Annotated in this window: 19 protein-coding genes; 4 read left to right on the top strand and 15 right to left on the bottom strand. The window is 30.3% G+C overall.

Annotated features, from left to right (window positions below; all coding sequences use genetic code 11):
* Positions 1-48: 48 nt before the first annotated feature.
* From FYJ27_RS02200 to FYJ27_RS02170, 7 genes are all read right to left on the bottom strand, one after another.
* Positions 49-1,449, bottom strand: coding sequence for a sodium:solute symporter family protein (locus tag FYJ27_RS02200; protein ID WP_154482468.1), 1,401 nt, complete (start codon positions 1,447-1,449; stop codon positions 49-51).
* A gap of 132 nt (positions 1,450-1,581) precedes the next feature.
* A complete protein-coding gene (gene proC, locus FYJ27_RS02195) occupies positions 1,582-2,388 on the bottom strand; it encodes a pyrroline-5-carboxylate reductase (protein ID WP_154482465.1) in 807 nt (268 codons plus the stop codon).
* A gap of 85 nt (positions 2,389-2,473) precedes the next feature.
* On the bottom strand, positions 2,474-4,834 hold the full coding sequence (gene hypD, locus FYJ27_RS02190) for a trans-4-hydroxy-L-proline dehydratase (protein ID WP_154482462.1): 2,361 nt from the start codon (positions 4,832-4,834) through the stop codon (positions 2,474-2,476).
* 4 nt (positions 4,835-4,838) lie between these two features.
* Complete coding sequence (locus tag FYJ27_RS02185) at positions 4,839-5,741, bottom strand: trans-4-hydroxy-L-proline dehydratase activase (protein ID WP_154482459.1); 903 nt, start codon at positions 5,739-5,741, stop codon at positions 4,839-4,841.
* A 15-nt stretch (positions 5,742-5,756) separates the two neighbouring features.
* The gene (locus FYJ27_RS02180; RefSeq protein ID WP_154482456.1) at positions 5,757-6,314 is read right to left on the bottom strand and encodes a helix-turn-helix domain-containing protein; all 558 of its coding nucleotides are present in this window, start codon (positions 6,312-6,314) and stop codon (positions 5,757-5,759) included.
* Positions 6,315-6,613: 299 nt separating this feature from the next.
* Positions 6,614-7,633 carry a proline racemase family protein gene (locus FYJ27_RS02175; RefSeq protein ID WP_229775441.1) on the bottom strand — a complete coding sequence of 340 codons (1,020 nt, stop codon included), beginning with the start codon at positions 7,631-7,633 and terminating at the stop codon, positions 6,614-6,616.
* A gap of 49 nt (positions 7,634-7,682) precedes the next feature.
* Positions 7,683-8,651, bottom strand: a complete 969-nt coding sequence (locus FYJ27_RS02170; protein ID WP_154482453.1) for an ornithine cyclodeaminase family protein — start codon at positions 8,649-8,651, stop codon at positions 7,683-7,685.
* Positions 8,652-9,269: 618 nt separating this feature from the next.
* Between FYJ27_RS02170 and FYJ27_RS02165 the strand changes: the two genes are divergently transcribed.
* Positions 9,270-10,433 (top strand): CD0519/CD1768 family membrane protein, encoded by a 1,164-nt coding sequence (locus tag FYJ27_RS02165; protein WP_154482450.1) that lies wholly within the window; start codon positions 9,270-9,272, stop codon positions 10,431-10,433.
* A 128-nt stretch (positions 10,434-10,561) separates the two neighbouring features.
* Here FYJ27_RS02165 and FYJ27_RS02160 read toward each other — a convergent pair whose 3' ends face one another.
* From FYJ27_RS02160 to uvrB, 3 genes are read right to left on the bottom strand one after another with little or no spacing between them, the layout of a single operon-like run.
* Complete coding sequence (locus FYJ27_RS02160; protein WP_154482447.1) at positions 10,562-11,110, bottom strand: hypothetical protein; 549 nt, start codon at positions 11,108-11,110, stop codon at positions 10,562-10,564.
* Between the two features lie 50 nt (positions 11,111-11,160).
* On the bottom strand, positions 11,161-13,986 hold the full coding sequence (gene uvrA, locus FYJ27_RS02155) for an excinuclease ABC subunit UvrA (protein WP_326831023.1): 2,826 nt from the start codon (positions 13,984-13,986) through the stop codon (positions 11,161-11,163).
* 15 nt (positions 13,987-14,001) lie between these two features.
* Positions 14,002-15,966, bottom strand: coding sequence for an excinuclease ABC subunit UvrB (gene uvrB / locus FYJ27_RS02150; RefSeq protein ID WP_154482444.1), 1,965 nt, complete (start codon positions 15,964-15,966; stop codon positions 14,002-14,004).
* Between the two features lie 148 nt (positions 15,967-16,114).
* Here uvrB and FYJ27_RS02145 point away from each other — a divergent pair, with 148 nt between their 5' ends.
* Positions 16,115-17,701: a hypothetical protein gene (locus FYJ27_RS02145; protein WP_154482440.1), complete on the top strand. Its 1,587-nt coding sequence runs from the start codon at positions 16,115-16,117 to the stop codon at positions 17,699-17,701.
* Positions 17,702-17,735: 34 nt separating this feature from the next.
* Here FYJ27_RS02145 and FYJ27_RS02140 read toward each other — a convergent pair whose 3' ends face one another.
* From FYJ27_RS02140 to ftsE, 5 genes are all read right to left on the bottom strand, one after another.
* The gene (locus FYJ27_RS02140) at positions 17,736-18,962 is read right to left on the bottom strand and encodes a S41 family peptidase (RefSeq protein ID WP_154482437.1); all 1,227 of its coding nucleotides are present in this window, start codon (positions 18,960-18,962) and stop codon (positions 17,736-17,738) included.
* 123 nt (positions 18,963-19,085) lie between these two features.
* Positions 19,086-20,411 (bottom strand): murein hydrolase activator EnvC family protein, encoded by a 1,326-nt coding sequence (locus FYJ27_RS02135; protein ID WP_154482434.1) that lies wholly within the window; start codon positions 20,409-20,411, stop codon positions 19,086-19,088.
* 200 nt (positions 20,412-20,611) lie between these two features.
* On the bottom strand, positions 20,612-21,763 hold the full coding sequence (locus tag FYJ27_RS02130; RefSeq protein ID WP_154482431.1) for a murein hydrolase activator EnvC family protein: 1,152 nt from the start codon (positions 21,761-21,763) through the stop codon (positions 20,612-20,614).
* A gap of 26 nt (positions 21,764-21,789) precedes the next feature.
* Positions 21,790-22,686: a permease-like cell division protein FtsX gene (gene ftsX, locus FYJ27_RS02125; protein ID WP_229775440.1), complete on the bottom strand. Its 897-nt coding sequence runs from the start codon at positions 22,684-22,686 to the stop codon at positions 21,790-21,792.
* Positions 22,676-23,362 carry a cell division ATP-binding protein FtsE gene (gene ftsE / locus FYJ27_RS02120; RefSeq protein WP_326831022.1) on the bottom strand — a complete coding sequence of 229 codons (687 nt, stop codon included), beginning with the start codon at positions 23,360-23,362 and terminating at the stop codon, positions 22,676-22,678. The genes ftsX and ftsE overlap by 11 nt, the downstream gene beginning before the upstream one ends.
* A 222-nt stretch (positions 23,363-23,584) precedes the next feature.
* Between ftsE and FYJ27_RS02115 the strand changes: the two genes are divergently transcribed.
* Together FYJ27_RS02115 and FYJ27_RS02110 are read left to right on the top strand one after the other, a co-directional pair.
* On the top strand, positions 23,585-24,169 hold the full coding sequence (locus FYJ27_RS02115; protein WP_154482422.1) for a 5-formyltetrahydrofolate cyclo-ligase: 585 nt from the start codon (positions 23,585-23,587) through the stop codon (positions 24,167-24,169).
* A gap of 73 nt (positions 24,170-24,242) precedes the next feature.
* On the top strand, positions 24,243-25,430 hold the full coding sequence (locus FYJ27_RS02110) for a coenzyme F420-0:L-glutamate ligase (RefSeq protein WP_154482419.1): 1,188 nt from the start codon (positions 24,243-24,245) through the stop codon (positions 25,428-25,430).
* Positions 25,431-25,454: the final 24 nt, after the last annotated feature.

Genomic DNA, 25,454 nt, shown 5'->3' with positions numbered 1-25,454 from the left:
CATATTTAAATACTTAAAACCATTATAACACGACTATAAAAGTCTATGTTATTCATTAACTTGACTTTTCTTTAAAGAACTTTGTGTCATTAAGCTAACAATAATAAGACATATTATTGATAATGGCCCTGCAATTACAATACTATTTAATCCCATTGGATTTTTCAATACTATCTCCCAAATAAGTACTGTAAGCCCACCTACTATAATTGAAGTGAGACCTCCTGCCTTAGTTGCTTTATCCCAAAATAAACAAGCTAAAAAAGCCGGAGTTACTGCAGCACCATATATTGAATAAGCATACATCTGCATACTTAATATTGAAGGGAAAAATTTTCCTACTACCAAAGCTATTATTCCTAATACAACTATTGAAACTCTAGTAACAATAAGTTTTTCCTTATCAGAGGCATCCTTATTTATAAATCTTGCCCAGAAATCATAAGTTACATTTGTTCCTGCTGATAATAAATATGAATCTGCTGTAGTTATAAACAATGCAACTGAACTAGCAAGCATAAAAGCTCCTATTATTTCAGGAAGTCCCATGGCTACTTGAAAAAATGCGGTATCAGGATTTTCCAAATTAGGATAAAGTACTATGCCTGGAGTTACTAATCCCAATATCAATATATCCAATAAAAGTCCAAGCCAAAATAATCCAATACCTGATTTTCTGGATTCTTCAACATCTTTAGCTGAACCAAAACGTTGATATAAGTTTTGTTCTCCCAAAACTAAAAATATAGTAGGAAGTGTATATCCCAATAATTGAACCCCACTTAATTTTCCTGTAACCGAAAGCTGTTCTGCTGGAATTGCTGAGATCATTCCAGATAGTCCTCCTGCCTGTTTTACAGCAATTGGAAGTCCAATTATCATTGCAATAAATATTATCAATGTTCCTACAGCATCTGTATAAGCAACAGAAACCAGACCGCCTACTACTGATAGAAATATAATAATTATAGCACTAATTAATGTTCCTATTTCTACGTTTATTCCAGTTGTAATATTTAATATATATCCTCCTGCTTGAAACTGATATGATACTATCCCAACATAAGAAAGGATTATACATATAGCTAATATTACTCTTGCTACTGGTCCATATTTTATTTCAATTAATTCAGGAATGGTGTAAGATGTTTTTTCTCTTGCACGCTTAGCTAAAAATAATGCTACAAGTAATAAACCTAAAGGTTCTCCTATAAGATGAATCAATCCTGCAATAGGACCATATGTATAAATAAAGTTTGCTGTGCCAGTAACCATTCCACTACCCATCCAAGTGGCTAGTAAGGTACCAATTAATATTGGAAGAGGTATTCTTCTACCACCTGTAACAAAATCATCACTAGTTTCAATATGCTTTCTGTTTAAATACCATCCATATACTGCAATTCCCAATATATAACCTAATATCACTATTAAATAAATATTTTTCACTTTTATCCCCCTTTTTTTGTTTTATATGTACATAATATAATATTAGATTTATGTTAAAATTATAACGTATAGGTATATAAGTATAGGTATATGGCAAGCTAGCCCTATACCTATATTGTTTTGTGTCTTCATTTATTTTGACATTTCTTTTGACTTTTTAGTGCAAGCTTTCATAGCTGAAATAACAGCATCTCTAAATCCTTTTTCTTCAAGGGTTGCAACTGCTTCAATAGTTGTTCCTCCTGGAGAAGATACCATATCTTTTAAGGCTCCAGGATGCATTCCTGTTTCTAATACCATTTTAGCTGAACCTAATACTGCTTGTGCTGCCATTTTATAAGCCTTATCTCTTGGCAATCCATCTAATACTGCTGCGTCAGCCATAGCTTCAATAAATATGTAAACATATGCAGGTGAAGAACCGCTTACAGAAGTTACTGCATCCATAAGATATTCATCTACAATTTCAGCTTCCCCAAAACTTTCAAACATATCTACTATTAACTTTAACTCTTCTTCTGTAACTGATTTGCTTGGACATAGAGCAGACATACCTTCCCCAACAAGAGCTGGAGTATTAGGCATAACTCTAACCACTTTTATATCTCTACCAAATTGTTTTTCTGTATCTTCTATACATTTTCCAGCTGCAATAGTTATTATTATTACATCTTCTTTCACACTATCTTTTATTCCCGATATTATAAGAGGATAAAGATTTGGTTTTACTGAAAGTATAATAATATCTGCTTCCTTGGCAACATCTTTATTATCTACTGTAGTTTTTACACCATGTTCTTCTTTTACTTCTTTAAGGCTCTTTTCATTAATATCTGAAACTATAATATTTTCTGGTTTGAAAAGTCCAGCTTTTATTATACCGCCCATCATTGCTCTACCCATATTTCCATTTCCTATAAATCCTAGCATTTTATTCATATATATTCCTCCTGTAAATTATTTTATATTTTTATGAAATAGAGAAGAATAAAATTATTATTTTATTCTTCTCTATAAGTATCTACTAGAAGCTTTGTTCCGTTCTCTCTATTATTTCATCTTGAAGAGCCTTATCAAGATTTCCAAAATAATCACTATATCCAGCAACCCTAACTATTAAATTTTTATATTCTTCTGGTTTGTTTTGGGCTTCAATAAGGGTTTCTTTACTTATTACATTAAATTGTATATGATGTCCATCCATCTTAAAATATGAACGAACAAGATGTGCTAAATTGTCCAATCCTTCTTCCCCTTGAACGACAGAAGGTGTAAACTTTTGATTTAATAAGGTTCCGCCTGTTATTATATGATCCATCTTAGAAGCTGATTTTATTACTCCTGTTGGTCCATTTTTATCCGCTCCTTTTGATGGAGAGATACCATCTGCTAGTGGTGTATTAGCCAATCTGCCATCTGGAGTAGCTCCAATTACAGAACCAAAGTAAACATGGCATGTAGTTGGAAGCATATTTATTCTATGGACTCCACCTTTACCATTAGGGCGTCCTGTAACTTCATTGTAATATGCATGGAATACTTCGGTCATTATTTCATCTGCATAATCGTCATCATTTCCATATTTAGGAGTTTTGTTTTTAACAAGATGGAGTATATCTTCATGACCTTCAAAATTGTCTTTAACTGCATTTAACAATTCTTCCATTGTTATTTTCTTATTGTCAAATACATTGTATTTTATAGCTGTTAAAGCATCTGTAATATTTCCTATTCCAACCCCTTGAATATAACTAGTGTTATATCTTGCTCCTCCAGCATTATAATCTTTACCTTTTGATATACAATCATCTATTATTACAGATAGGAAAGGTACAGGCATCTTTGTAGCATATAGTCTTTCTATAACCCTATTTCCCCTAACTTTTATATCTATAAAATGTTTTAATTGTTTCTTATACGCTTCAAATAATTCTTCATAGGTTTTAAACTCAGTTGGATCTCCTGTTTCTATTCCTAATTTTTTACCCGTTTCAGGATCTATACCATTATTTAGTGTGATTTCAAGAATTTTTGGAAGGTTGAAATATCCTGTTAGTATATAAGCTTCCTTACCAAAAGCTCCGGTTTCAACGCAACCACTAGTTCCTCCATCCCTTGCATCTTCAACAGTTTTTCCTGCTCTAAGCATTTCTTGAATTACTGCATCTGTATTAAATAATGAAGGTTGGCCCCAGCCTTTTCTTACAATTTTAAGTGCTCTTTTTAAGAATTTTTGAGGTGTTTTTTTACTTATTTGCACATTTGAACTTGGTTGTAACAATTTCATTTCATCTATAACATCAAGTACAAGATAGCTTACATCGTTTACTCCATCAGAACCATCTGACTTCAAACCACCACTATTTATATTAGCAAAATCCGTATATGTTCCGCTTTCTTTAAGTGTAACCCCTACCTTTGGAGGTGCTGGTTGGTTATTAAATTTAACCCAGAAGCATTGAAGATATTCTTTAGCTTTTTCTTCTGTTAATGTTCCTGCTTCTGTTTCTTTTTTGTAATATGGATATAAATGTTGATCAAGTCTACCTGGGTTAAATGAATCCCATGGATTCAGCTCTGTAATTACACAAAGATGAACAAACCAGTACATTTGAAGTGCTTCTCTAAAAGTTCTTGGAGCATGCGCAGGTACCCAGCTACAAACTTCTGATATCTCAAGAAGCTCTTTCTTTCTTTCAGGATTTTCCTCTTTTTCTGCAAGTTCTTTAGCATATTCTGCATAGCGTTTTCCTAATATCATTATAGCATCACATGCTATACTCATAGCTTCTAATTGATTCTTCTTATCAAGAGCTTCATGGTCATTTAAAAAGTCAAGTTCTTCTATAGCTTTTTCTATATCTTTTTTAAAATCTAAGAATCCTTTCTTATATATCTTTCCATCTGCTACTGTATGACCAGGACCTCTTTGTTCCATAAATTCAGTAAATATTCCTGCTGCATAACATTCTTTCCATTCATCAGTCATATTTTCAAGTATATGATATCTCATAGATCTTTTTTCCCAGTAAGGAATTATTTCCTCTTTTTGAATCTTTTTAGCTTCTTCATTGACTTTAAAAGATATTTTTTCACGTTTATCCATTATTTCAAAATCTTCTATTGTATGGCAGCATAGTTCAGGGTATGTTGGAGTTGCTGCAGGTGCTTCTCCTCTTTCTCCAACTATAAGTTCTCCATCATTGATACAAAGTTTTTTAGTTGACATTATCTCTTTAAGTACAAGAGCTCTTAGTACTGGTGTTGAAACTGCACCTTCATACTTTTTATAAACCCTATCAACTGCTTCTGCCCTTTCCATTGAAATATAAGGAACTGCATTAAGACTTTGTTCTCTTAATTTTTTAACCCTTTCTGTCATCATTTTTTTAGCCCCCTATCTTTACTTTTATTCCTTCCTTCTCAAATTTTTCTTTTAATTCTTCCATTTTTTCATCAGCAGGTTTCTCCATACCTGAAAGCTTATAATCCATATTTAATCTTTTATATTTATCCATTCCCATACTATGATAAGGAATTAGATTAACCTGCTCTATGTTATTTAAAGTTTTTATAAACTTTATACTCTCATCAATATGGTCATTATCATCATTGATCCCAGCTATTATAGGCATTCTTACAAATATTCTTTTCCCTAATGATGATAACTTTTTAAGATTTTCCAAAATTAACTTATTGGAAACTCCTATATACTTTTTATGCTTTTCATCATCTATAAGCTTTAAGTCATATAAAAACAAGTCAACTTTATTAACTATTTTCTCTATATTTTCCCACTTTGTATATCCAGAAGTATCTAATGTTGTATGGATATTCTTCTTATTGCATATATCTAAAACCTCACTTAAAAAATCGACTTGCAAAAGAGGTTCTCCTCCTGAAAATGTAACTCCTCCTCCTGATTCCTCATAAAAAATCTCATCTTTTTGAATTTCTTTAAATAATTCTATAGCTCCTATCTTTTGACCTACATATTCTCTTGCTTCGTTATAGCAAAAATCTGTACAATTTCCACATAAAATACATTTAGTCTTATCTATTGTAGGCTTCATTTCCCTCATAGTAATAGCTTCCTCTGGACATCTTTTTACACATATTCCACATCCAGTACATTTCTGTTCAAAAAACATTATTTCATTTTTAGTACTTTGACTTTCAGGATTGTGACACCACCAGCAACTTAAAGGACAACCTTTTAAAAATACTGTAGTTCTTATTCCAGGGCCATCATGTATAGAATACTTTTGTATATTTACAATTGTTCCTTCCATATATAACACCTCTTTTTATTCCTCTTTAAGAGTATTAGGAATATTCACTGCTATAAATTTCACAACCTTATTTGTATAGTTAGCCCAGTTATGAACATGCATGGAACTATAATGAGCACTATCACCTGGATATAAACTATATTCTTCATCATCTACTACTAAAGTTAATATTCCTTCAAGAACATAGACAAACTCTTCTCCCTTATGCTTATACGTTTTTATGCTTTCAATCTTTTCCATAGGAAGAATGTGTATAAGCCTTGGAAGTAATTCTCTTTCATTAACATCATTTATAAGATTGTAAATTATATGGTTATTTACCACTTGATATACTTCTTGTTCGTAACTACGCAATACTGTTTTTTTCTGTTCTCTAGGTGGTGCTAAAAAATATGTTAAATCTACACCAAGTTCTTGTGCTATTTTCTCTAAAGAATCTATTGCTATAGTTGTTAATCCTCTCTCAAGCTGAGATAAAAAACCAATGGACAAATCTGTCTTCTCACTTAATTCTTTTAAAGTCATATTGTTTCCTGTTCTCAGATCCTTTATTTTTTTTCCTATATTATTCATACCGTTTTCCTTTCCCTTCCTTTTAAATTTTTATCTATTAAAATACTTTTATCATTATTATATACGATTTAATTATACTTTTTAGGATTTGTGGTATAAAAAACTATATCTAAGCAAAACGGTATTACTTTGATATGTTTTTAACTTAATTATACTTCATAATTTAAAAAATGTCCAGTATTTTTTAAGTATTGCTAAACTTTTTTTATGCTTATGAAAAATTATTTTGTAAATCCTCATATTATATGTCTATAGTTCATTTATATGAAATATACGGCATTTGTTTTTTATCTTATATTTTAACTTCCTGAAATTCTAAATCCTTCTGGTAGAGGATCCTCTGGATCTAATACTAATTGATTAAATCCTGATATATATGCTGTTCCAGAAACTTCTGTTATTACAGCATCATATTCTCCAACTTTTGTATCTTCAATAATTTTTGCTTTCATAGTAGTATCTATAACACTGTTATTTATAAGTATGTCTTCCTTATTCATTTCACCTTTACTGTAGTGTAACGCTACTCTACCACCTGTTCCTGTTCCTGTAGGTGATCTATCTATTTGTCCTTCTGCAAATATACATATATTCTTTGTATAAAGTTTCTTACCGTTTCTTATCAATGGCTCATAAAATATAGTTCCATATAACCAGTTTACTCCTGAAGTAGGATGTTTAAATTCCATTTTTGCCGTTACTTTATTCTTTATTTCCATACCTATTCTAACAAGTTCTTCTGCATTTTTAGGATTTACCTTTAAACCTACTTGGTTTACATCAAGATATACATAAAAAGCCCCACAATACACTACTTCTCCAGTTACTTCTCCTATACCATCTACATATACTTTTACATTTTTCTCATACACAAAACATGGAACATTTTGAAACCTTACTTGTTCTACTTTACCATCTTTTAGATCTGCATAGGCAGTTATTCTTCCAGCAGGAGAATCAATCTTTACAACTTTAACACCATTTTCTGCAGGAATCATTCCTGTCTCAATAGCTACTTTAGTCACTGCAATTATGCCATGTCCACACATGGAACTTAAGCCTTCATTATGTGTGAAAAGCACTCCAAAATCTCCATCTTCCGTTACAGGAGGAACTATAATACAACCATACATGCCACTATGTCCTCTTGGCTCCAACATCATCATTTTTCTTAGATAATCATAATGTTTAAGTACAAATTCCCTTTTTTCAAGAATAGTATCTCCTTCAATTGGTGGAAGACCTGATGTTATAATTCTAAGAGGTTCTCCACAAGTATGAGCATCAATGCAATTTATATAATGCTTAAAATGCATCATATATATCATCTCCTTCTTATATATTTAAATTGAATTTTGAACACATTTATTACAATTCAATTTCTTGACCAATACCTTTTTCTTTTGCCTTATTATATATAAGGTGAGCTACAACTATATCAAATAACGCCATACCTACAGATTTAAACCAAGTTGTTCCTTTTATTATTTCTTCTTTATTTTTTTCATATAAAATATAATTTCCAAGAGTTTCGATCTGATTATCTTTTAATAGTCCTCTCTCTAAAGGATTAGAAAGATCTCCTGTTTCTTCTTTTGCAAATTCAGTATCTATATATACTTTGTTTAAAACAGAAATAAGTGCATCCGGGTATTCTCTCATATTAGGCTTATATGAACCGATTCCTATAAAATTTTTGCCTTTAAAAAGCTCTTTTTTATTAGGAAATACAGGCTCATTAGAAGTAGTTGTTGTTATTACTATATCTGATTCTTTTAAAAGCTCTTCTGTATTCTCTACAGATACTACTTCAACTCCAGAAATTTGCTCCTTAACTTTTTGAATAAAGTCTGGAAGCTTTTCTTTAAATAAATCAAATACTATTATTTTTTCTATATCTCTTGCCTCACAAGCGAATCTTAATTGATTAAATCCCTGTACTCCTGCTCCTACAAGACCTACAGTTTTTACATCTTTAGGTGTTATATGACGTATACCTGTACCTCCTACAGCTCCTGTTCTAAGGGCTGTTAGCGTTTTCCCATCTAGTATGGAAATAGTTTCACCTGTATCATAATCATTTAGCAACATAAGACCATCTATTACTGGTCTACTTTTCTTCCTATTCTCTGGAAAAACTGTGAGAAACTTTGTTCCAAAAATATTTTCTAAAAAACAAGGCATATATAATATAGTCTTGTTTTTGTAATCTACATGGATTCTGTCAGGCATGTAAAACTTATTTTTTTCATATAAAATAAAAGTTTTTTCTATTTCATCCATAATTTCATTTAAAGTTATACATTTATTTATATCTTTTTCGTTTAGATATAACATCTTAACACCCCTTTTTTTAATTTTTATATTAATTTTTATTTTTTAATGTTATTTTTTTATCATTTATAAACCATCTAATTTAAACTTCTATATATGTAGTCATGATTTCACCTTTTCTTAATATTAAAGTTCTGTTTCATATATATGAAATGTGTTTAACTCAGTTACATTATATATATGAAATGTTTTTTCTTTATATGAAGAATAGTTATATTTTTATTATTATACTAATTAGGTGTAATTTACTGTTTTGCCCATTGGTTTAATTTCATTATACTAAGATTTTATTTTTTTGTCCATATAAAAGAATGTTTTTTTATGAAAATAAATGTTTTTTATTTTTTTCTAAAATGAATTGATTTTCATGATTATAAATTATATAATAGTTTTGAAAGATTCTTTATTGTTTTTTTAAATATTAGAAAAACCTTTTCCTATATTTTTATGTTTTTTTATCTATATTTGTTTGATATTTAACTAACACCTGTTCTCTTATAATATTTTATATTTAAATTAAGGAGGATTGATAAATATCTAATACATATTTTTTTACCTTATATTCTATTTATGCAATATAAAAATAATTAAAAAGTATTCTCTGGAGGTGTTTTTTGAGAAATGGAAAACGTAAAAAACAAAAAAAATCTAAAAAAAGCTATCTCAACTGAAACTTTTGTTTTTATAGGTATTAGTCTTGCTATTCTCATTTATTTAGCAAATAAAATGGGTGTAGGCATTATGTTTAGTGTTATGATGAAAACAGCTCATGATTTAGTTCTTAACACAACCCTATATATAATGGCAGTTGCAGTTTTGGCTGGAGGTGCAGCTGGGCTAATGTCAGAGTTTGGCGTTATAGCTCTTATTAATAAAATTATATCTCCAATTATGAGACCTTTATTTGGTCTACCTGGTGCCGCATCGCTTGGTGCTGTAACAACTTATCTCTCTGATAACCCTGCTATTTTATCACTTATTAGAGATAAGGAATTTATAAAGTACTTTACAAAAGCTGAAAGTGTCGCTCTTATAAATCTTGCCAATACTTTTGGAATGGGATTAATAGTTACTAGTTATTGCCTCGGACTAGGTGATGAATATATTCCAGCCATAATTATAGGAAATATAGCTGCTATACTTGGAGGTATTTTTAGTATAAGGGCAATTCTTCATATTGCAAAAAAAGAATATAAAGAATATGAAAAAAATGTTAAACCAGCAGATTCAGACGCATTTGAATATAGAAAAGTTCGTGAAGGTAGTGTTGGTCAACGTGTTCTAGATTCCTTGCTTGAAGGCGGAAAAAATGGAGTTGAACTTGGTTTAAGCATTATCCCAGGAGTTGTTATTGTTTGCACCATAGTTATGATTTTAACTTTTGGTCCAAGTGATGTTGTAAATGGTGTCCCTGTATATGAAGGTGTTGCTGGAGAAGGTATAGGGCTTCTTCCCAAATTAGGAGAAAAAATTTCTTTCATTCTTGATCCAATGTTTGGTTTCAAAAGCACTGAAGCACTAGCTCTTCCAATTACATCTTTGGGAGCAGTAGGAGCAGCTATGGGTATGGCAAAAGGTTTATTAGAAAAAGGTCTTATGAATGCTCATGATATTGCTGTATTTTCTGCAATGGGAATATGCTGGGCTGGTTTTCTAAGCGTACAAGTTGGACAAATGGATGCTATTGGTGCTCGCAAACTTATTGGTAAATCTATGCTTGTACATTTTATAGGTGGCTTAATTGCAGGAATTTTAGCAAATTATATGTATATAATATTCTGCTAATCTTTATATAAAATAGGATGGCAAACGCTATCCTATTTTATTGTCTTCTATTACAAAATAGTCTTTTAGTCATATATTAAATAAAAAAATAGCTTGAGAATGGTACGTACCATTCTCAAGCTATTTTTTTATTTAACTAATATTATTGCCCGTACATTTTTATCCTTATCTAAAATCAACCCAATATCTTCTCCTGCCCTTAAGTCTGTAAAATCTATATTCATTTTCTTATCATTTCTTTCAAGTACTATAACTGCATCTTCTCTTATTTTTAATTTAGATGGTATTTTTTTAGTAGTTTCATCTAAATACTGCTCTATTCCTATTTCTCTATTTTCATAATTAATACTCATTATAATTCCATAGGCAAATACTTCTCCCTTATTACTTTCACATTGGATAAAATCATTATAAGGTTTTATAATAATTTCAGTCTTTTCTTCATTCCAAAATCCTTGTCCTCCCATAACATCTATTACTTTTGAAATAGGAGCATATATCTTATTATTATAATAAAATGCTTCTTCTTTTAAATTTATACTGCCTTCATCACCTTTTAAACTAATATTTTTAAATACCACATCAGCTTTTTTAAAATCTCCTTGAGAAAAAACTATAGTATATAATGAAAATATTAAACAAAATAATACTATTAAAATAAAAATCTTCTTTCCCATCTAAATCCCTCCTTTAAAAAGAGTATAGACAAGAAAGAAGATTTTAAAACCTATGCATTATTTAAAGTATCTTTTAAAAACTGTCCTGTATATGAACTATCTACTTTTGATATTTCTTCTGGAGTACCTTTAGCTACTATAGTTCCTCCACCATCTCCACCTTCAGGTCCTAAATCTATAATATAATCTGCAGTCTTTATAACATCTAAATTATGTTCAATAACCACTACTGTATTTCCGCCTTCTACTAATTTATCCAATACTTTGATTAACTTGTGAATATCTGCTACATGGAGACCTGTTGTAGGTTCATCTAATATATATAATGTTTTTCCTGTACTTCTTTTACTTAATTCTGTTGCCAATTTAATTCTCTGAGCTTCGCCTCCAGATAATTGGGTTGAAGGCTGACCAAGTTTTATATATCCCAATCCAACATCATATAATGTTTGAAGTTTTCTACTGATTCTAGGTATATTTTCAAAAAACTCTAAAGCTTCTTCTACAGTCATATCTAATACATCAGATATTGTCTTTCCCTTATATTTTACTTGTAATGTTTCCCTATTGTACCTTTTACCTTTACATACTTCACAAGGAACATATACATCTGGCAAGAAATGCATCTCTATTTTTATGATTCCATCCCCATTACAAGCTTCACATCTGCCACCTTTAACATTGAAACTAAATCTTCCTTTTTTATATCCTCTCATCTTTGCTTCAGGAGTCATAGCAAAGACATCTCTAATATGATCAAAAACCCCAGTATAGGTAGCTGGATTTGATCTTGGTGTTCTTCCTATAGGAGATTGATCTATTTCTATAACTTTATCTAAATTTTCAAGTCCTAAAATTTTCTTATGCTTTCCAGGTTTAATCTTTGCATTGTTTAATTTCTGAGCAAGAGATTTATAAAGTATTTCATTAACCAAAGTACTCTTTCCAGAACCTGAAACCCCTGTTATGCAAGTAAATACTCCTAGTGGCAATTTTACATCAATATCTTTAAGATTATTTTCCTTTGCTCCCTTAATCTCTACCCATTTTCCATTAGGCTTCCTTCTACTTTCAGGTATTTCAATCTTTTTCATTCCTGAAAGGTATTGACCAGTTATAGATTTTTTATTTTTTTCTATATCTTCAAGTGTACCTTCTGCTACAATGTATCCTCCATGTCTTCCTGCTCCTGGGCCTATATCTACAATATAATCAGCATTGTACATAGTATCTTCATCATGTTCTACAACTATAAGGGTATTGCCTAAATCTGTAAGATTTCTCAAGGTTTTAAGCAATCGTTCATTATCTCTTTGATGTAGTCCTATACTAGGTTCATCTAAAACATATACTACTCCAACAAGACTTGAACCTATTTGAGTAGCCAATCTTATCCTTTGAGATTCTCCTCCTGAAAGAGTACTAGCAGATCTAGAAAGTGTAAGATATTCTAAACCAACATCTTGTAAAAATTGAAGTCTTTCTTTCACTTCTTTTAATACTTGATTACCTATAAGTCTTTGTCTTTCTGTTAATTTCAAGTTCTCAAAAAAACTTAGAGAATCCTTTATAGAAAGGTCTGTAACTTCTGCTATATTAAGACCATTTATTCTAACAGCTAACACTTCATCCTTAAGCCTTTTTCCATGACAACTAGGACAAGGATTTTCAGCCATATATTTATCTATTTTATCTCTCATATAATCTGAATTGGTCTCCCTATATCTTCTTTCTAAATTAGGTATAACTCCTTCAAATGTTCCACTGTAGGTTCTATTTCCACTATAACGACTTTTAAACTTAAATCTTATACTGCCCTTTGTTCCATATAATAGTTCATCTAAAAACTCTTTAGGTGCATTTTCTAAAGGTTCATCAATATCAAAATCATTTTTTTCTGCTATAGCTTTAAACACTTGATAATAATAGGTATCTTCTGCTGAAGTACTAAAGGGTGCAATTCCTCCTTCTTTAATGCTTAGGGAAGGATTTGGAATAACTAATTCTGGATCTATCTCTTTATAATGGCCTATTCCGTTACAAGTATTACACATTCCAAATGGACTGTTGAAAGAAAACATTCTTGGTGAAAGTTCTTCTATAACTACTCCACAGTCTGGACAAGATAGTTTTTGACTAAATAATATTTGTTCTCCATCTATAATATCGGCTATTACCAATCCATCTGAAAGCTTCAATGCAGTTTCGATAGAATCTGCCACCCTTCCTTCTATTCCTTCTTTAACAATAATCCTGTCTACTACTACTTCAATATTATGTTTTTTGTTTTTATCTAATTTTATTTCATCTGTAACTTCGTACTTTTCTCCATCTACTACTATTCTTATAAAACCTTCTTTTCTTATATTTTCCAATACCTTTTTATGTTCTCCCTTTTTTCCTCTTATTATAGGAGCCAATATTTGAAGTTTTGTTCTATCTTCTAATTCCAGTATTTTGTCAACCATTTGATCTACAGTTTGGCTAGCTATTTCCTTACCACATTTGTAACAATAAGGAGTTCCTATTCTAGCAAATAGTAGCCTTAAATAATCGTATATTTCTGTTACTGTACCTACTGTAGATCTAGGATTTTTACTAGTAGTCTTTTGATCTATAGATATGGCTGGAGAAAGTCCTTCAATATAATCTAAATCTGGCTTTTCCATTTGGCCTAAAAATTGTCTTGCATAAGCTGAAAGACTTTCTACATACCTTCTTTGGCCTTCTGCATATATAGTATCAAAGGCTAATGAAGATTTACCTGAACCACTGATACCCGTAAACACTATAAATTTATTCCTAGGAAGCTTTAAATCTACATTTTTAAGATTGTGCTCCCTAGCTCCTTTAATAATAATTTTATCTTTTGACACTAAACCACCTCTTAACTAGAGCATCTTTTTTAATTCATTTGCTTTATCTCTTAATTCAGCAGCTTTTTCAAAGTTTAATGATTCTGCTTCTTTAAGCATTTCACTTTCTAAACCTTTAATGATTTCTATCATTTCATCTTTTGACATTTTATTAGCTACATATTCTTCTTCATCTTCAATAACTTTTGTAGCCTCAATTACATCTCTTATACCTTTTACAATAGTCTTTGGAATTATATTGTGTTCTTCATTATATTCACTTTGAATTTTCCTTCTCCTATTGGTTTCATCTATAGCCTTTTTCATAGACTTTGTAATAGTATCTGCATACATTATTACTTTTCCTGAAGCATTTCTTGCTGCTCTACCAATAGTCTGTACCATAGATGTTTCTGATCTTAAAAATCCTTCTTTATCTGCATCCAATATGGTTACCAATGATACTTCAGGTAAATCTAATCCTTCTCTTAAAAGGTTTATTCCTACTAATACATCATACTTTCCAAGTCTTAAATCTCTAATAATCTCCATCCTCTCTATTGTATCAATATCGGAATGAAGATAGGTCACCTTTATACCTATTTCTTTAAAATAATCTGTTAAATCCTCTGCCATTTTCTTAGTCAATGTAGTTATCAATACTCTCTCTTTTTTCTTTTCCCTAATCCTTATTTCTTTCACTAAATCATCTATTTGGTTCTCAGTAGGTCTTACCTCTATCTCCGGATCTAAAAGTCCTGTAGGACGTATAATCTGTTCTACTACTTTTTCTGAATGTTCCAATTCATAAGGTCCAGGAGTTGCACTTAAAAATAGTATTTGGTTTATATGGTCCTCAAATTCATTAAATTTAAGAGGACGATTATCTAGTGCAGATGGAAGTCTAAAACCATGTTCTACAAGGGTAGTCTTTCTAGACCTATCCCCATTATACATACCCCTTATTTGGGGAATAGTCACATGGGATTCATCTACAATAATGAGAAAATCTTCTGGAAAATAATCTATAAGGGTATAGGGCTTGCTTCCTTTTTCTCTTCCACTTAAATGTCTGGAATAATTTTCTATGCCCTGACAATACCCCATTTCTCTAAGCATCTCAATATCATATCTAGTTCTTTGTTCTAATCTTTGAGCTTCTAAAAGTTTATCTTGGCTCCTAAGTTCTTTTAATCTATCTTCTAGCTCTTTTTCTATTCTAACTATTGCTCCTTCAATTTTTTCATAGGATGTAGCAAAGTGGGAAGCTGGAAATATAGAGACATGATTTCTAAGACCTATAATCTCACCTGTAAGATGATTTATCTCTACAATCCTATCAATTTCATCACCGAAAAATTCCACCCTTATAGTATTTTCACTAGATGATGCTGGAAATATTTCCAAAGTGTCCCCTCTTACCCTAAATGTTCCTCTAATAAAATTTATATCATTTCGTACATATTGAATATCTACTAGCTTCTTTATAATTTCATCCCTATCTTTTATAATTCCTGGCCTTAGAGAAATTACTAAGTTTTCATAATCTATAGGGTCTCCTAAGCCATAGATACAAGATACACTAGCTACTATTATTACATCTCTTCTTTCAAATAAACTAGCTGTAGCTGAATGTCTTAATTTATCTATTTCATCATTAATTGATGCATCTTTTTCTATATAAGTATCTGTTTGTGGAACATAAGCTTCTGGTTGGTAATAATCATAATAACTTACAAAATATTCTACTGCATTATCTGGAAAAAACTCCTTAAATTCACTGGCTAATTGATAAGCTAAAGTTTTGTTATGTGCTATAACCAAAGTTGGCTTTTGAACTTTTTCTATAATATTTGCCATAGTAAAAGTCTTTCCCGATCCTGTAACTCCAAGTAGTGTTTGATACTTTAATCCATTTATTATGCCATTTGAAAGCTTCTCTATAGCCTCTGGTTGATCACCAGTAGGCTTAAAATCTGATACTATTTTAAACTTACTCAATTTATTCACCTCGTTTTGAACGCCTGTTCGTTCTTACTATTTAATTATAATATATATATTAAAATAATCAATGGTTTTCAATTATAAAAAATAAGATTGAACTTATTTATTGAATAGTATAAACTAATATAGAAGGAGGAGGCCAAATATGAAAAAAATAATTTCACTTGTTTTTCTAGTATTTTTATCGGTAGTTTTAACTAGTTGTAATACTATTCAAAACTCTGACACCAAGCCTGCTGACAATGGTTTAAAAGAAAAACCTATTGAATACGAAATAGAAAAGATTGTCCTTTCTAAAGGATATCAATCTTTGGAACCAAATATAGAAATTCTTGAAAAAAATGAAGATGTTAAAATATTAGTTTCGCTAGGTCTAGTTGAATCTTCAGGTATAAAAATAGATAGAATAACAGAAAACAATGAAGAAGTAAATATATATACTAATAGGTTACTAGAAGATGATAAAACACAACTTGCAATTCCCCAAGCTATTATTAACCTAAAGATTTCTGATAAAGATAATTTAGATGATATTAAATTCAATATTATAAATCAAAACTACGATCCCATAGAATTAAAGTTTGGAAAATCTCAAATACTCAATAAGATATATTCCCAATTTAAGATATCTCCAAACACTACACCTATAGTAGATCTTGTACGAACTAAAGAAAGTTTTATTTGGAATATAGATTTTAGTAATATTTCTGAAACAGATGATTGGAAATCTCCATTAATAAATTTAAATGTAAAAGCCGATGCCAATACAGGAGAAGTTGTTCTATCAGATAAAGAAGTGATCTCTGAGTATATTGATAATGGTTTGATTTTAGATTATATACCTGGAAAATATCTATTATATAAACAAGAGGAAATAGATGGAGAAGAAAGTACTAATATATTATGGCTATATAATCTTCAAAATAAGAAAAAAGAAAAATTATATGAAACTAATGACCTTATATACTCTGCTACTTTTTCTCCTGACAATAAAAACATAGCTTTTATAGAAAATGATGAAAGTATATCAAATATTTTCTTAATCAATACAGATGAAAAAACTACAAATAAAATTACTCCTGTAGACTATAACCACACTTGGAACATGAAATGGAAAGATGAAAATAATCTATACTTTATTAACAATGATTCTGAAAATAAATCTACTCTACTTAAATATAGTACAACTGAAAAAAAATCTGAAGAAGTTTTTTCAGTTGGAAAAGTTATATCAGATTTCGACTTTAAAAATGATTTAATTGTATTTACTGAATACGACGAAAAAAAGTTGAATCAAAACATTTATATTACAAGAGATGGTTCAAATCTTGTGACAATTGATGAAGGATATAAAATAAGCTTTTTAAATGATAGCACAATTATATACTTAAAAAATCTACAAAATGAAAATACAAATATTTTATCCCTATACAGTCTAGAAGATAATTCTAAAATAACTGAAACAGGAGTAGATGTTAAAGACTATATAAAATTAGATCCAAACAACCTCCTAATTATCGCAAAAAATTCTTCTAATAAAGATTATACAATTATGAAATATAATACAGAAAATAAGTTTTCGAAACCAATTGGTGAAATAACTGGAGAAGTTTTATTCTATGATGAAGCTTTAAATAAATGCTACATAAGCTTATCTCCTCCTATAGAAAATGAAAAAAGACATATTATATATTCTATTGATTTAAATAAATTAAATATAAATAAAAAATAAGGGTTTTAAAATCCCTTATTTTTTTATGCAAATTTTACTTTTCAATTTTACCTTCCATTATTTCTATAGCCTTTTTAAGTTGTATATCTTCACTTAAATTCTCTGGTCCAATTATATCAATATCTTCTGGTAGTTTAACTTCTACATTTGGCTTTATGCCAATACCATGGATATTGGTACCATTTGGAGTAAAGTATTCTGATACTGTTAGCTTGTATCCAGAGCCATCAGGAAGTTTAATTATTCTTTGAACTATACCCTTGCCAAAAGTTTTTGTACCTACAAGGACTCCCCTGTCTGTATCCTTTATTGCTCCTGCCAATATTTCCGAAGCACTAGCACTTCCTTCATTTACAAGAACTACTAAAGGTAAATCTGTTTTTCCTTTATCTGAGTTTAAATATTCTCTTTCTCCATTCTTATCTTCTGTATATACTATAGTTCCTTCCCCTAAAAACTCATCTGCTATGTCTGCACAAACATCTAATAATCCTCCTGGATTATTTCTTAGATCTAGTATAATTCCTTTTGCTTCATCTTTTTCTAATGTTTCAAATTCCTTTTTAAAATCTTTATATGTTAAATCATCAAAAGAAGTAATTTTTATATATCCAATTTTATCTTCTAACATCTGTGCTTTGACACTTTTTAATCTAATTTCTTCCCTTTTTATTTTTAATTCTAAGTTCTCTGCTTTTTTATCTTTGTCTTTTCTCAAAATAGTCAAAACTACATCTGTTCCTGGTTTTCCTTTCATTAATTTTACAGCTGCATCCATTTTATCAGCTGTGAATTCTTTTCCATCTATCTTTATTATCTTATCTCCTGTCTTTAGACCTGCCTTCTCTCCAGGAGTATCTTCTATAGGTGATACTACAGTGATTAAATTATCTTCTCCTGGACTTACTATTACTCCTATTCCACCATATATACCTTTTGTATGTTCCATAAAATCATCAAACTCTGCCTTAGTCATATATGTGGAATAAGGATCTTCTAAGGATTCTACCATACCTTTTAGCTGTCCATCCATCAATTTTTCATCTTTTACATCCTTCAAGAAATTTTTCTTTATGGATTCTTCAATAGTCATTACTTTAGAATATTTTTTATATACTGATGACAATTCTTCATACTCATTTTTAGGAATTATAACTTTTTTATTGAGAGGGATAGGTACTAAATTGCTAATAGTAAACGTAGCTATATTAGTTACAAGAACAAGTATTATTGTAAAAGTTGTAGCCTTCTTTTTTGACATTCCATTCACCTCAATCTAATAAGCATTATGTACTTTATTTTATTAAATCTACTTAAATATTATACCATTAGACTTATTACTTTTCAAAGAAAGATAAAAAAAGGAGGAAAATTCCTCCTTTTTTTATCTTACATATGATACTGGATTTACACGGTTACCATTTATTCTTACTTCAAAGTGACAATGTGGTCCAGTTGAATATCCTGTACTTCCTGCTCTTGCTATAGTCTGTCCTCTTTTTACACTTTGACCTGTGCTAACAGTAAGTGATGAGTTATGTCCATAAAGTGTTGACATACCTCCAGGATGAGCTATAATTACAGCATTTCCATAACCACCCATCCATCCTGCACTTATAACTATACCATCACCTGCTGCAACTATTGGAGTTCCTGTAGGTGCTGGTATATCTATTCCTGAGTGATATTTCTTAGTTCCAAAAATTGGATGGATTCTATATCCAAATGGGGAACTAATTCTAGTATGTCCAGGAACAGGCCATCCCAATCTACCACCTGAATAAGTTGGAGTGCTATCTGAACCTGAGTTATCTCCTGCGCTTCCACCATTTTGTGTTGGTTTAGATGGAGCTGTTGTTGATGGTGTTGATGAATTTCCTCCATTTTGTGCTGGCGCTGGTGAACTTTCTTTATTTTGTGCTGGCGCTGGTGAACTTTCTCTATTTTGTGCTGGTGCCGCATTTGCTGCAGCCATTTGAGCTTCAGCTTTTCTTTGAAGTTCTGCAATTCTAGAATCTAGCCCAGCAGATAGACCTTCTAATTCATCTAATTGCTTTTCAAGTCCTGCTTTATCTGTTTCTACCTTTTTCATTAAACTCTGTTTACTTCTTGTGGCAACCATTAACTCATCTTTCTTTGACTCTATCTTTCTCCTAGTAGCTTCTGCTGAAGCTCTTTGAGTTTGTAGTTCTTTTTTCTTGCTTTCTATTATTTTTCTTTGTTCTTTCATATATTCAAGTAACTCTACATCATGATCTACTACCGCCTGTACCATATCTTTTTTAGCTAAAAAATCTTTTATATTTGCTGCTGAAAGTAATACTTCTATGTATCCTATGTTCCCTTTTTTATACATTACTCTTAGTCTAGAGTTAAAAGTATCTTGTTTTTCTCCCAGCTTTTCTTCAGCTTCTTTTAATTCTTTAGTTGTCTTTTCTATATTGTTATTTATATCTACAAGTTGTTTTTCAACCTTATTTAATTCATTGCCTGTCTGACTTACTTTTTTATCCAACGCATTAATTTCTGTTGATAAGTTTTTTTGTTGTTTTTCTAATTTTTTGATTTCACTTCTTTTTTCTTCTTTCTGGCTATTCACCCCCTTTTGTTCGTTCTTCAAATCTTTTACATTGTCTGCTGCATATACTGATACACAATTAAAAACTAATACTGCTATAAGTAATGCAACAATTTTTTTACTGCGCCCCATAAATTTTAAGCCTCCTTCCTTAGATGATACATTGAAAAATCTTTTAAAGGATACTAGGCTATCTAATGTTCTATTATAGTGATAGCCATGAATATAGATTTAATAAATAATATATATTATATTAAATCTACTTAGTTATTATATCATTATATTAATTACTTTTCAAAGAAAAAAATAAAAAGGAGGAATTTTCCTCCTTTTTATCTCAAGTAAGGTATAGGGTTTACAGGCCTTCCATTTATTCTAACTTCAAAGTGTAAATGAGGACCTGTTGAACGCCCTGTATTTCCTGATAATGCTATTTGTTGACCTCTTCTTACTCTTGTACCTACTCCAACAGATAAGGAAGAGTTATGAGCATATAGAGTTGAAACTCCTCCACCATGGTCAACAACTAAATAATTACCATAGCCACCACCATAACCTGTCTTTGCAAGAATAACTACACCATCTTTAGCTGCAACCACAGGGGTTCCTATAGGTATGCCTATATCAATTCCTGTATGAATTCTTCCCCATCTTGGTCCATAAGGTGAAGTTACTGGTCCATTAGATGGCCAAGCCATTGCACCACCACTTGGAACAACAGATATATTTCCTGTACTACTATTACTTCCTACTGTTGCTGTAGAACCTTGTTGTTTTGATACTTGTGCAGTAATTTGTCTAGACTCTCTTTCTATTTCATCTAATTGTTTTTCTAAAACCGCTTTATCTTTCTCTACCTTTTTCATTAAACTCTGTTTACTTCTTGTAGCAACCATTAACTCATCTTTCTTTGATTCTATTTTTCTTCTAGTAACTTCTGCTGTGATTTTTTGAGTCTTCAATTCTTTTTCCTTGTTTTCTATTATTTCTCTTTGTTCTTTCATATAATCAAGTAACTTTATATCATGATCTACTACTGCCTGTACCATCTCTTTTTTAGTTAAAAAATCTTTTATATTTGCTGCTGAAAGCAACACTTCTATGTACCCTATATTTCCCTTTTTATACATTACTCTCAATCTAGAGTTAAAAGTATCTTGTTTTTCTCCCAGCTTTTCTTCAGCTTCTTTTAATTCTTCAGTTGTTTTTTCTATATTGTTATTTATATCTACAAGTTGTTTTTCAACCTTATTTAATTCATTACCTGCTTCACTTGCTTTTTTATCCAGTTCATTAATCTCTGTTGATAAGTTTCTTTGTTGTTTTTCTAGTTTTTTGATTTCACTTCTTTTTTCTTCTTTCTGCCTATTCACCCCCTTTTGACCATTTTTTAACCCTTTTGCATTGTCTACTGCATATACTGATACACAATTAAAAACCAATACTGCTATGAGCAATGCAATAATCTTTTTACTGCGCCCCATAAAAAAATTAAGCCTCCTTCCAGAGATTAAGCATTTAAAAATCTTTTCAAAGATACCAAACTACCTAATGTTCCTATTCCTACACCAATAGCTATAAACATAATGCTGATATCCTTTAATAGTGTATGAGGTGCAACTAAATATACTGTAAATAGTACATATAGTTTTTCATTTATAACTTTGAATAAATAGTCATATCCATAGTTTACTATAAGAATAGATAGTAAAGCACCTATAAGACCTAAAAGAATACCTTCAATAATGAAAGGTCCTCTAATATAACCATTGGTAGCTCCTACATACTTCATTATATTTACTTCTCTTTTTCTTGCTGTTACTGTGATTTTTATAGTGTTTGAAATAATAAATACTGAAACAGCCATTAATATAACTATTATTATAATTCCTGTAATTCTTATATAATTAGCTGTTGAAAGTAATTTTTCAATTATATCTCTATAATATTTTACTTCTTCAATTCCTTTCATTCCTTTTATGTTTTCCACAACTGCATCTGCATATTCTATATCTTCAAGTTGGATAATATAAGAATTAGGTAAAGGGTTCTCTTCTAATCCTTCAAGTAGATCGCCTTCTTCTCCCCAATCTTCTTTCATATCCTTCATTGCTTCTTCTTTAGTTAAAAATTTTACATTCTTAACCCCATCAGAAGATTTGATTTTATTCCCTATTGTCTCTATCTCTTCTTTTTTGATATCGTCTTCTAAGAATATCTGGATTTCATCAAACTTATTTTGTGTTTCACTTACTATATTATTTATACTAAGTATCATGATCAATACCATTCCCAATATAATTAAAACGGCAGTAATGGAGCCTACTGAAGCTATACCCATACCTCTATTTCTCCACATGCCTTGAAATCCTTGTTTGAGAATATTTTTGAATATCCTAAAACTCATATTCATACACACCCTTCTCTTCATCTCTTGCTATTTTTCCATCATCTAAAGCTACTACTCTTCGTTTCATACAGTCTACTATATCTTTAGCATGTGTAGCCATTAAAACAGTAGTTCCTCGTCTATTTATATTTTTCATAATCTTCATAATTTCCCAAGCTGTATCTGGATCTAGATTTCCTGTAGGTTCATCAGCTATAAGTACTGGTGGATTATTTACAATAGCTCTTGCTATTGCAACCCTTTGATGTTCACCTCCAGATAATTGATCCGGATAGTCATTTGCTTTATCACCTAATTCTACCATTCTTAAAACTTCCGGAACCCTTCTCTTAATTTCAGCTGGATGAGCACCTATTATTTCCATGGCAAAAGCTACATTTTCATATACAGTTTTATTTGGAAGCAATCTAAAATCTTGAAAAACCACTCCTACCTTTCGTCTTATATAAGGTATTTTCCTATTTTTTACTTTAGTTATATCCATACCATCTAAAATTATTTTACCAGATGTAGGCTCTATTTCTTTAAGCAATAGCTTAACCAATGTAGATTTTCCTGCACCACTATGTCCTACAATAAATACAAATTCACCTTTATCTATGGATATATTTATATTACTTAAAGCTTTAGTTCCATTTTTATAAACTTTACTCACATTAATAAACTCTATCACTTTTCTACCACCTTTACTATGAGTCTTAAGTTTTAACTTTTGTACAATATGATATATTATAACATATAATATACTATAACATTTTCTTTTAAAGAACAACTTCTACTATTTTTTATTAAATCCTTTATTTTGAAAAACATTTTATTTTCTTTGCCATTAATCTGTTTTCTAAATTTATAATATATTATAATATAAATTGAATAGATATCAAGAGGTGATTTTATGAATAAAGCAGTTTTAAGAAAACAATATTTGGAAAAACGCAGCAATCTTCCCATATCAGAAGTGGAAGAAAAAAGTAATAATATTATAAATAATTTATTTGATTTAGACATATACAAAAACTCTTCCTTTATAATGTCCTATGTAGCCTTTAGAAAAGAAGTACAAACTGAGAACTTAATAAAACATTCTTTAAATATTCAAAAAAGAATAGGGGTTCCTATAACTGTTCCTGAAACAAAGAAACTTATTGTTTCCGAAATAAATGACTATGATGTTGAGTTAAGTCCAGGACACTTTAATATCCTAACCCCTAAAAAAGAATATATAAGAGAAACTCCTCCTAATTTAATAGATTTAGTAGTTGTTCCTGGTGCAGTATTTGATAAAAATGGATATAGAGTTGGATATGGCGGAGGATATTATGATAGATTTTTAAAAACTCTAAATGAAAAAGCAATAAGCATTGGACTAGCTTATGATTTTCAATTGGTGGATTCCGTTCCAAGAAGTAAATATGATTTACCTGTAGACTATATTTTAACAGAAAAACAATTTATTTCTTGTAAAACAAAAAAGATTTAAATAATCCTATTAAATCTTAATTATAGTGATATAATATATAAGGTAATTTATTTAATTTTTAGGAGGAATATTTATGGTAAGAACTGTAGGTACAACAGTGAGAGGCATAAGAGCTCCCATTGTTAAAGAAGGGGATGACATAGTTAATATTGTAGTTGATTCTGTCATTAAATCTTCTAAAGCTGAAAATTATACTATTAAAGATAGAGATATTATTGGAATAACTGAATCTTTAATTGCAAGAGCTCAAGGCAATTATGCAGAAGTAGAACAAATTGCAGAAGCTATAAACAATAGCTTTGAAGGTGATATTGGACTAGTCTTTCCTATACTTAGTAGAAATAGATTTTCTATTATACTAAAAGCAATAGCAATGACAGGTAAAAAAATATATCTTATACTTAATTATCCTTGTGATGAAGTTGGAAATTGTCTCATGGATATAGAAAAAATGTATGATTTAAAAATAAATCCGTATACTGATGTATTAAGTGAAAGTGAATACAGAAAACTATTTGGCAATAATGTAGCCCATCCTTTTACAGGAGTAGATTATGTACAAATGTATAAAGATTTGGCTATCAATGACAATATTGAAATATATCTTTCAAATGATCCTACAACTGTCTTACAATTTTCAAAGGATGTATTAGTTGCAAATATTCATGATAGAAAAAGAACTAAAATGCTCTTACAAAAATCTGGCGGTAAAAACATATTAGGATTAGATGATATCTTAAATAAACCTGTAGGCAAAAGTGGATACAATCCGGAATATGGTCTATTAGGTTCTAATATGGCTACAGAGACTAAACTTAAACTATTTCCTAGGAATTCCCAAGATTATGTGGAATCAATCCAAAAAAAGATGAAAGAACTTACTGGAAAACAAGTTGAGGTTATGGTATATGGAGATGGAGCTTTTAAAGACCCTGCAGGTAAGATATGGGAACTTGCAGATCCAGTGGTTTCTCCTGGATATACTGAAGGACTTCATGGTACTCCAAATGAAATAAAGTTAAAATATCTCGCAGATACTGAATTAAATGATCTTGATAAAGAAAAGATGGAAGAAGTTATGAAAGAAAAAATAAGAAATAAAGGTGAAAATTTAATAGGAGAAGGTGCTTCTTTAGGTACAACCCCTAGAAAAATTACAGATCTTCTTGGAAGTCTGTGTGATTTAACTAGTGGTAGTGGAGACAAAGGAACTCCTATAGTATATATTCAAGGATATTTTGATAACTATGCAACAGAGTAGCAAAATGCTACTCTGTTTTTTCAT

Origin of the sequence: Anaerosalibacter bizertensis (assembly GCF_009696605.1) — a bacterium.
GTDB classification, from domain to species: Bacteria; Bacillota; Clostridia; order Tissierellales; family Sporanaerobacteraceae; genus Anaerosalibacter; species Anaerosalibacter bizertensis.
Note: the sequence above shows the minus strand (reverse complement) of the source record. Positions and strands in the feature narration are given on the sequence as shown.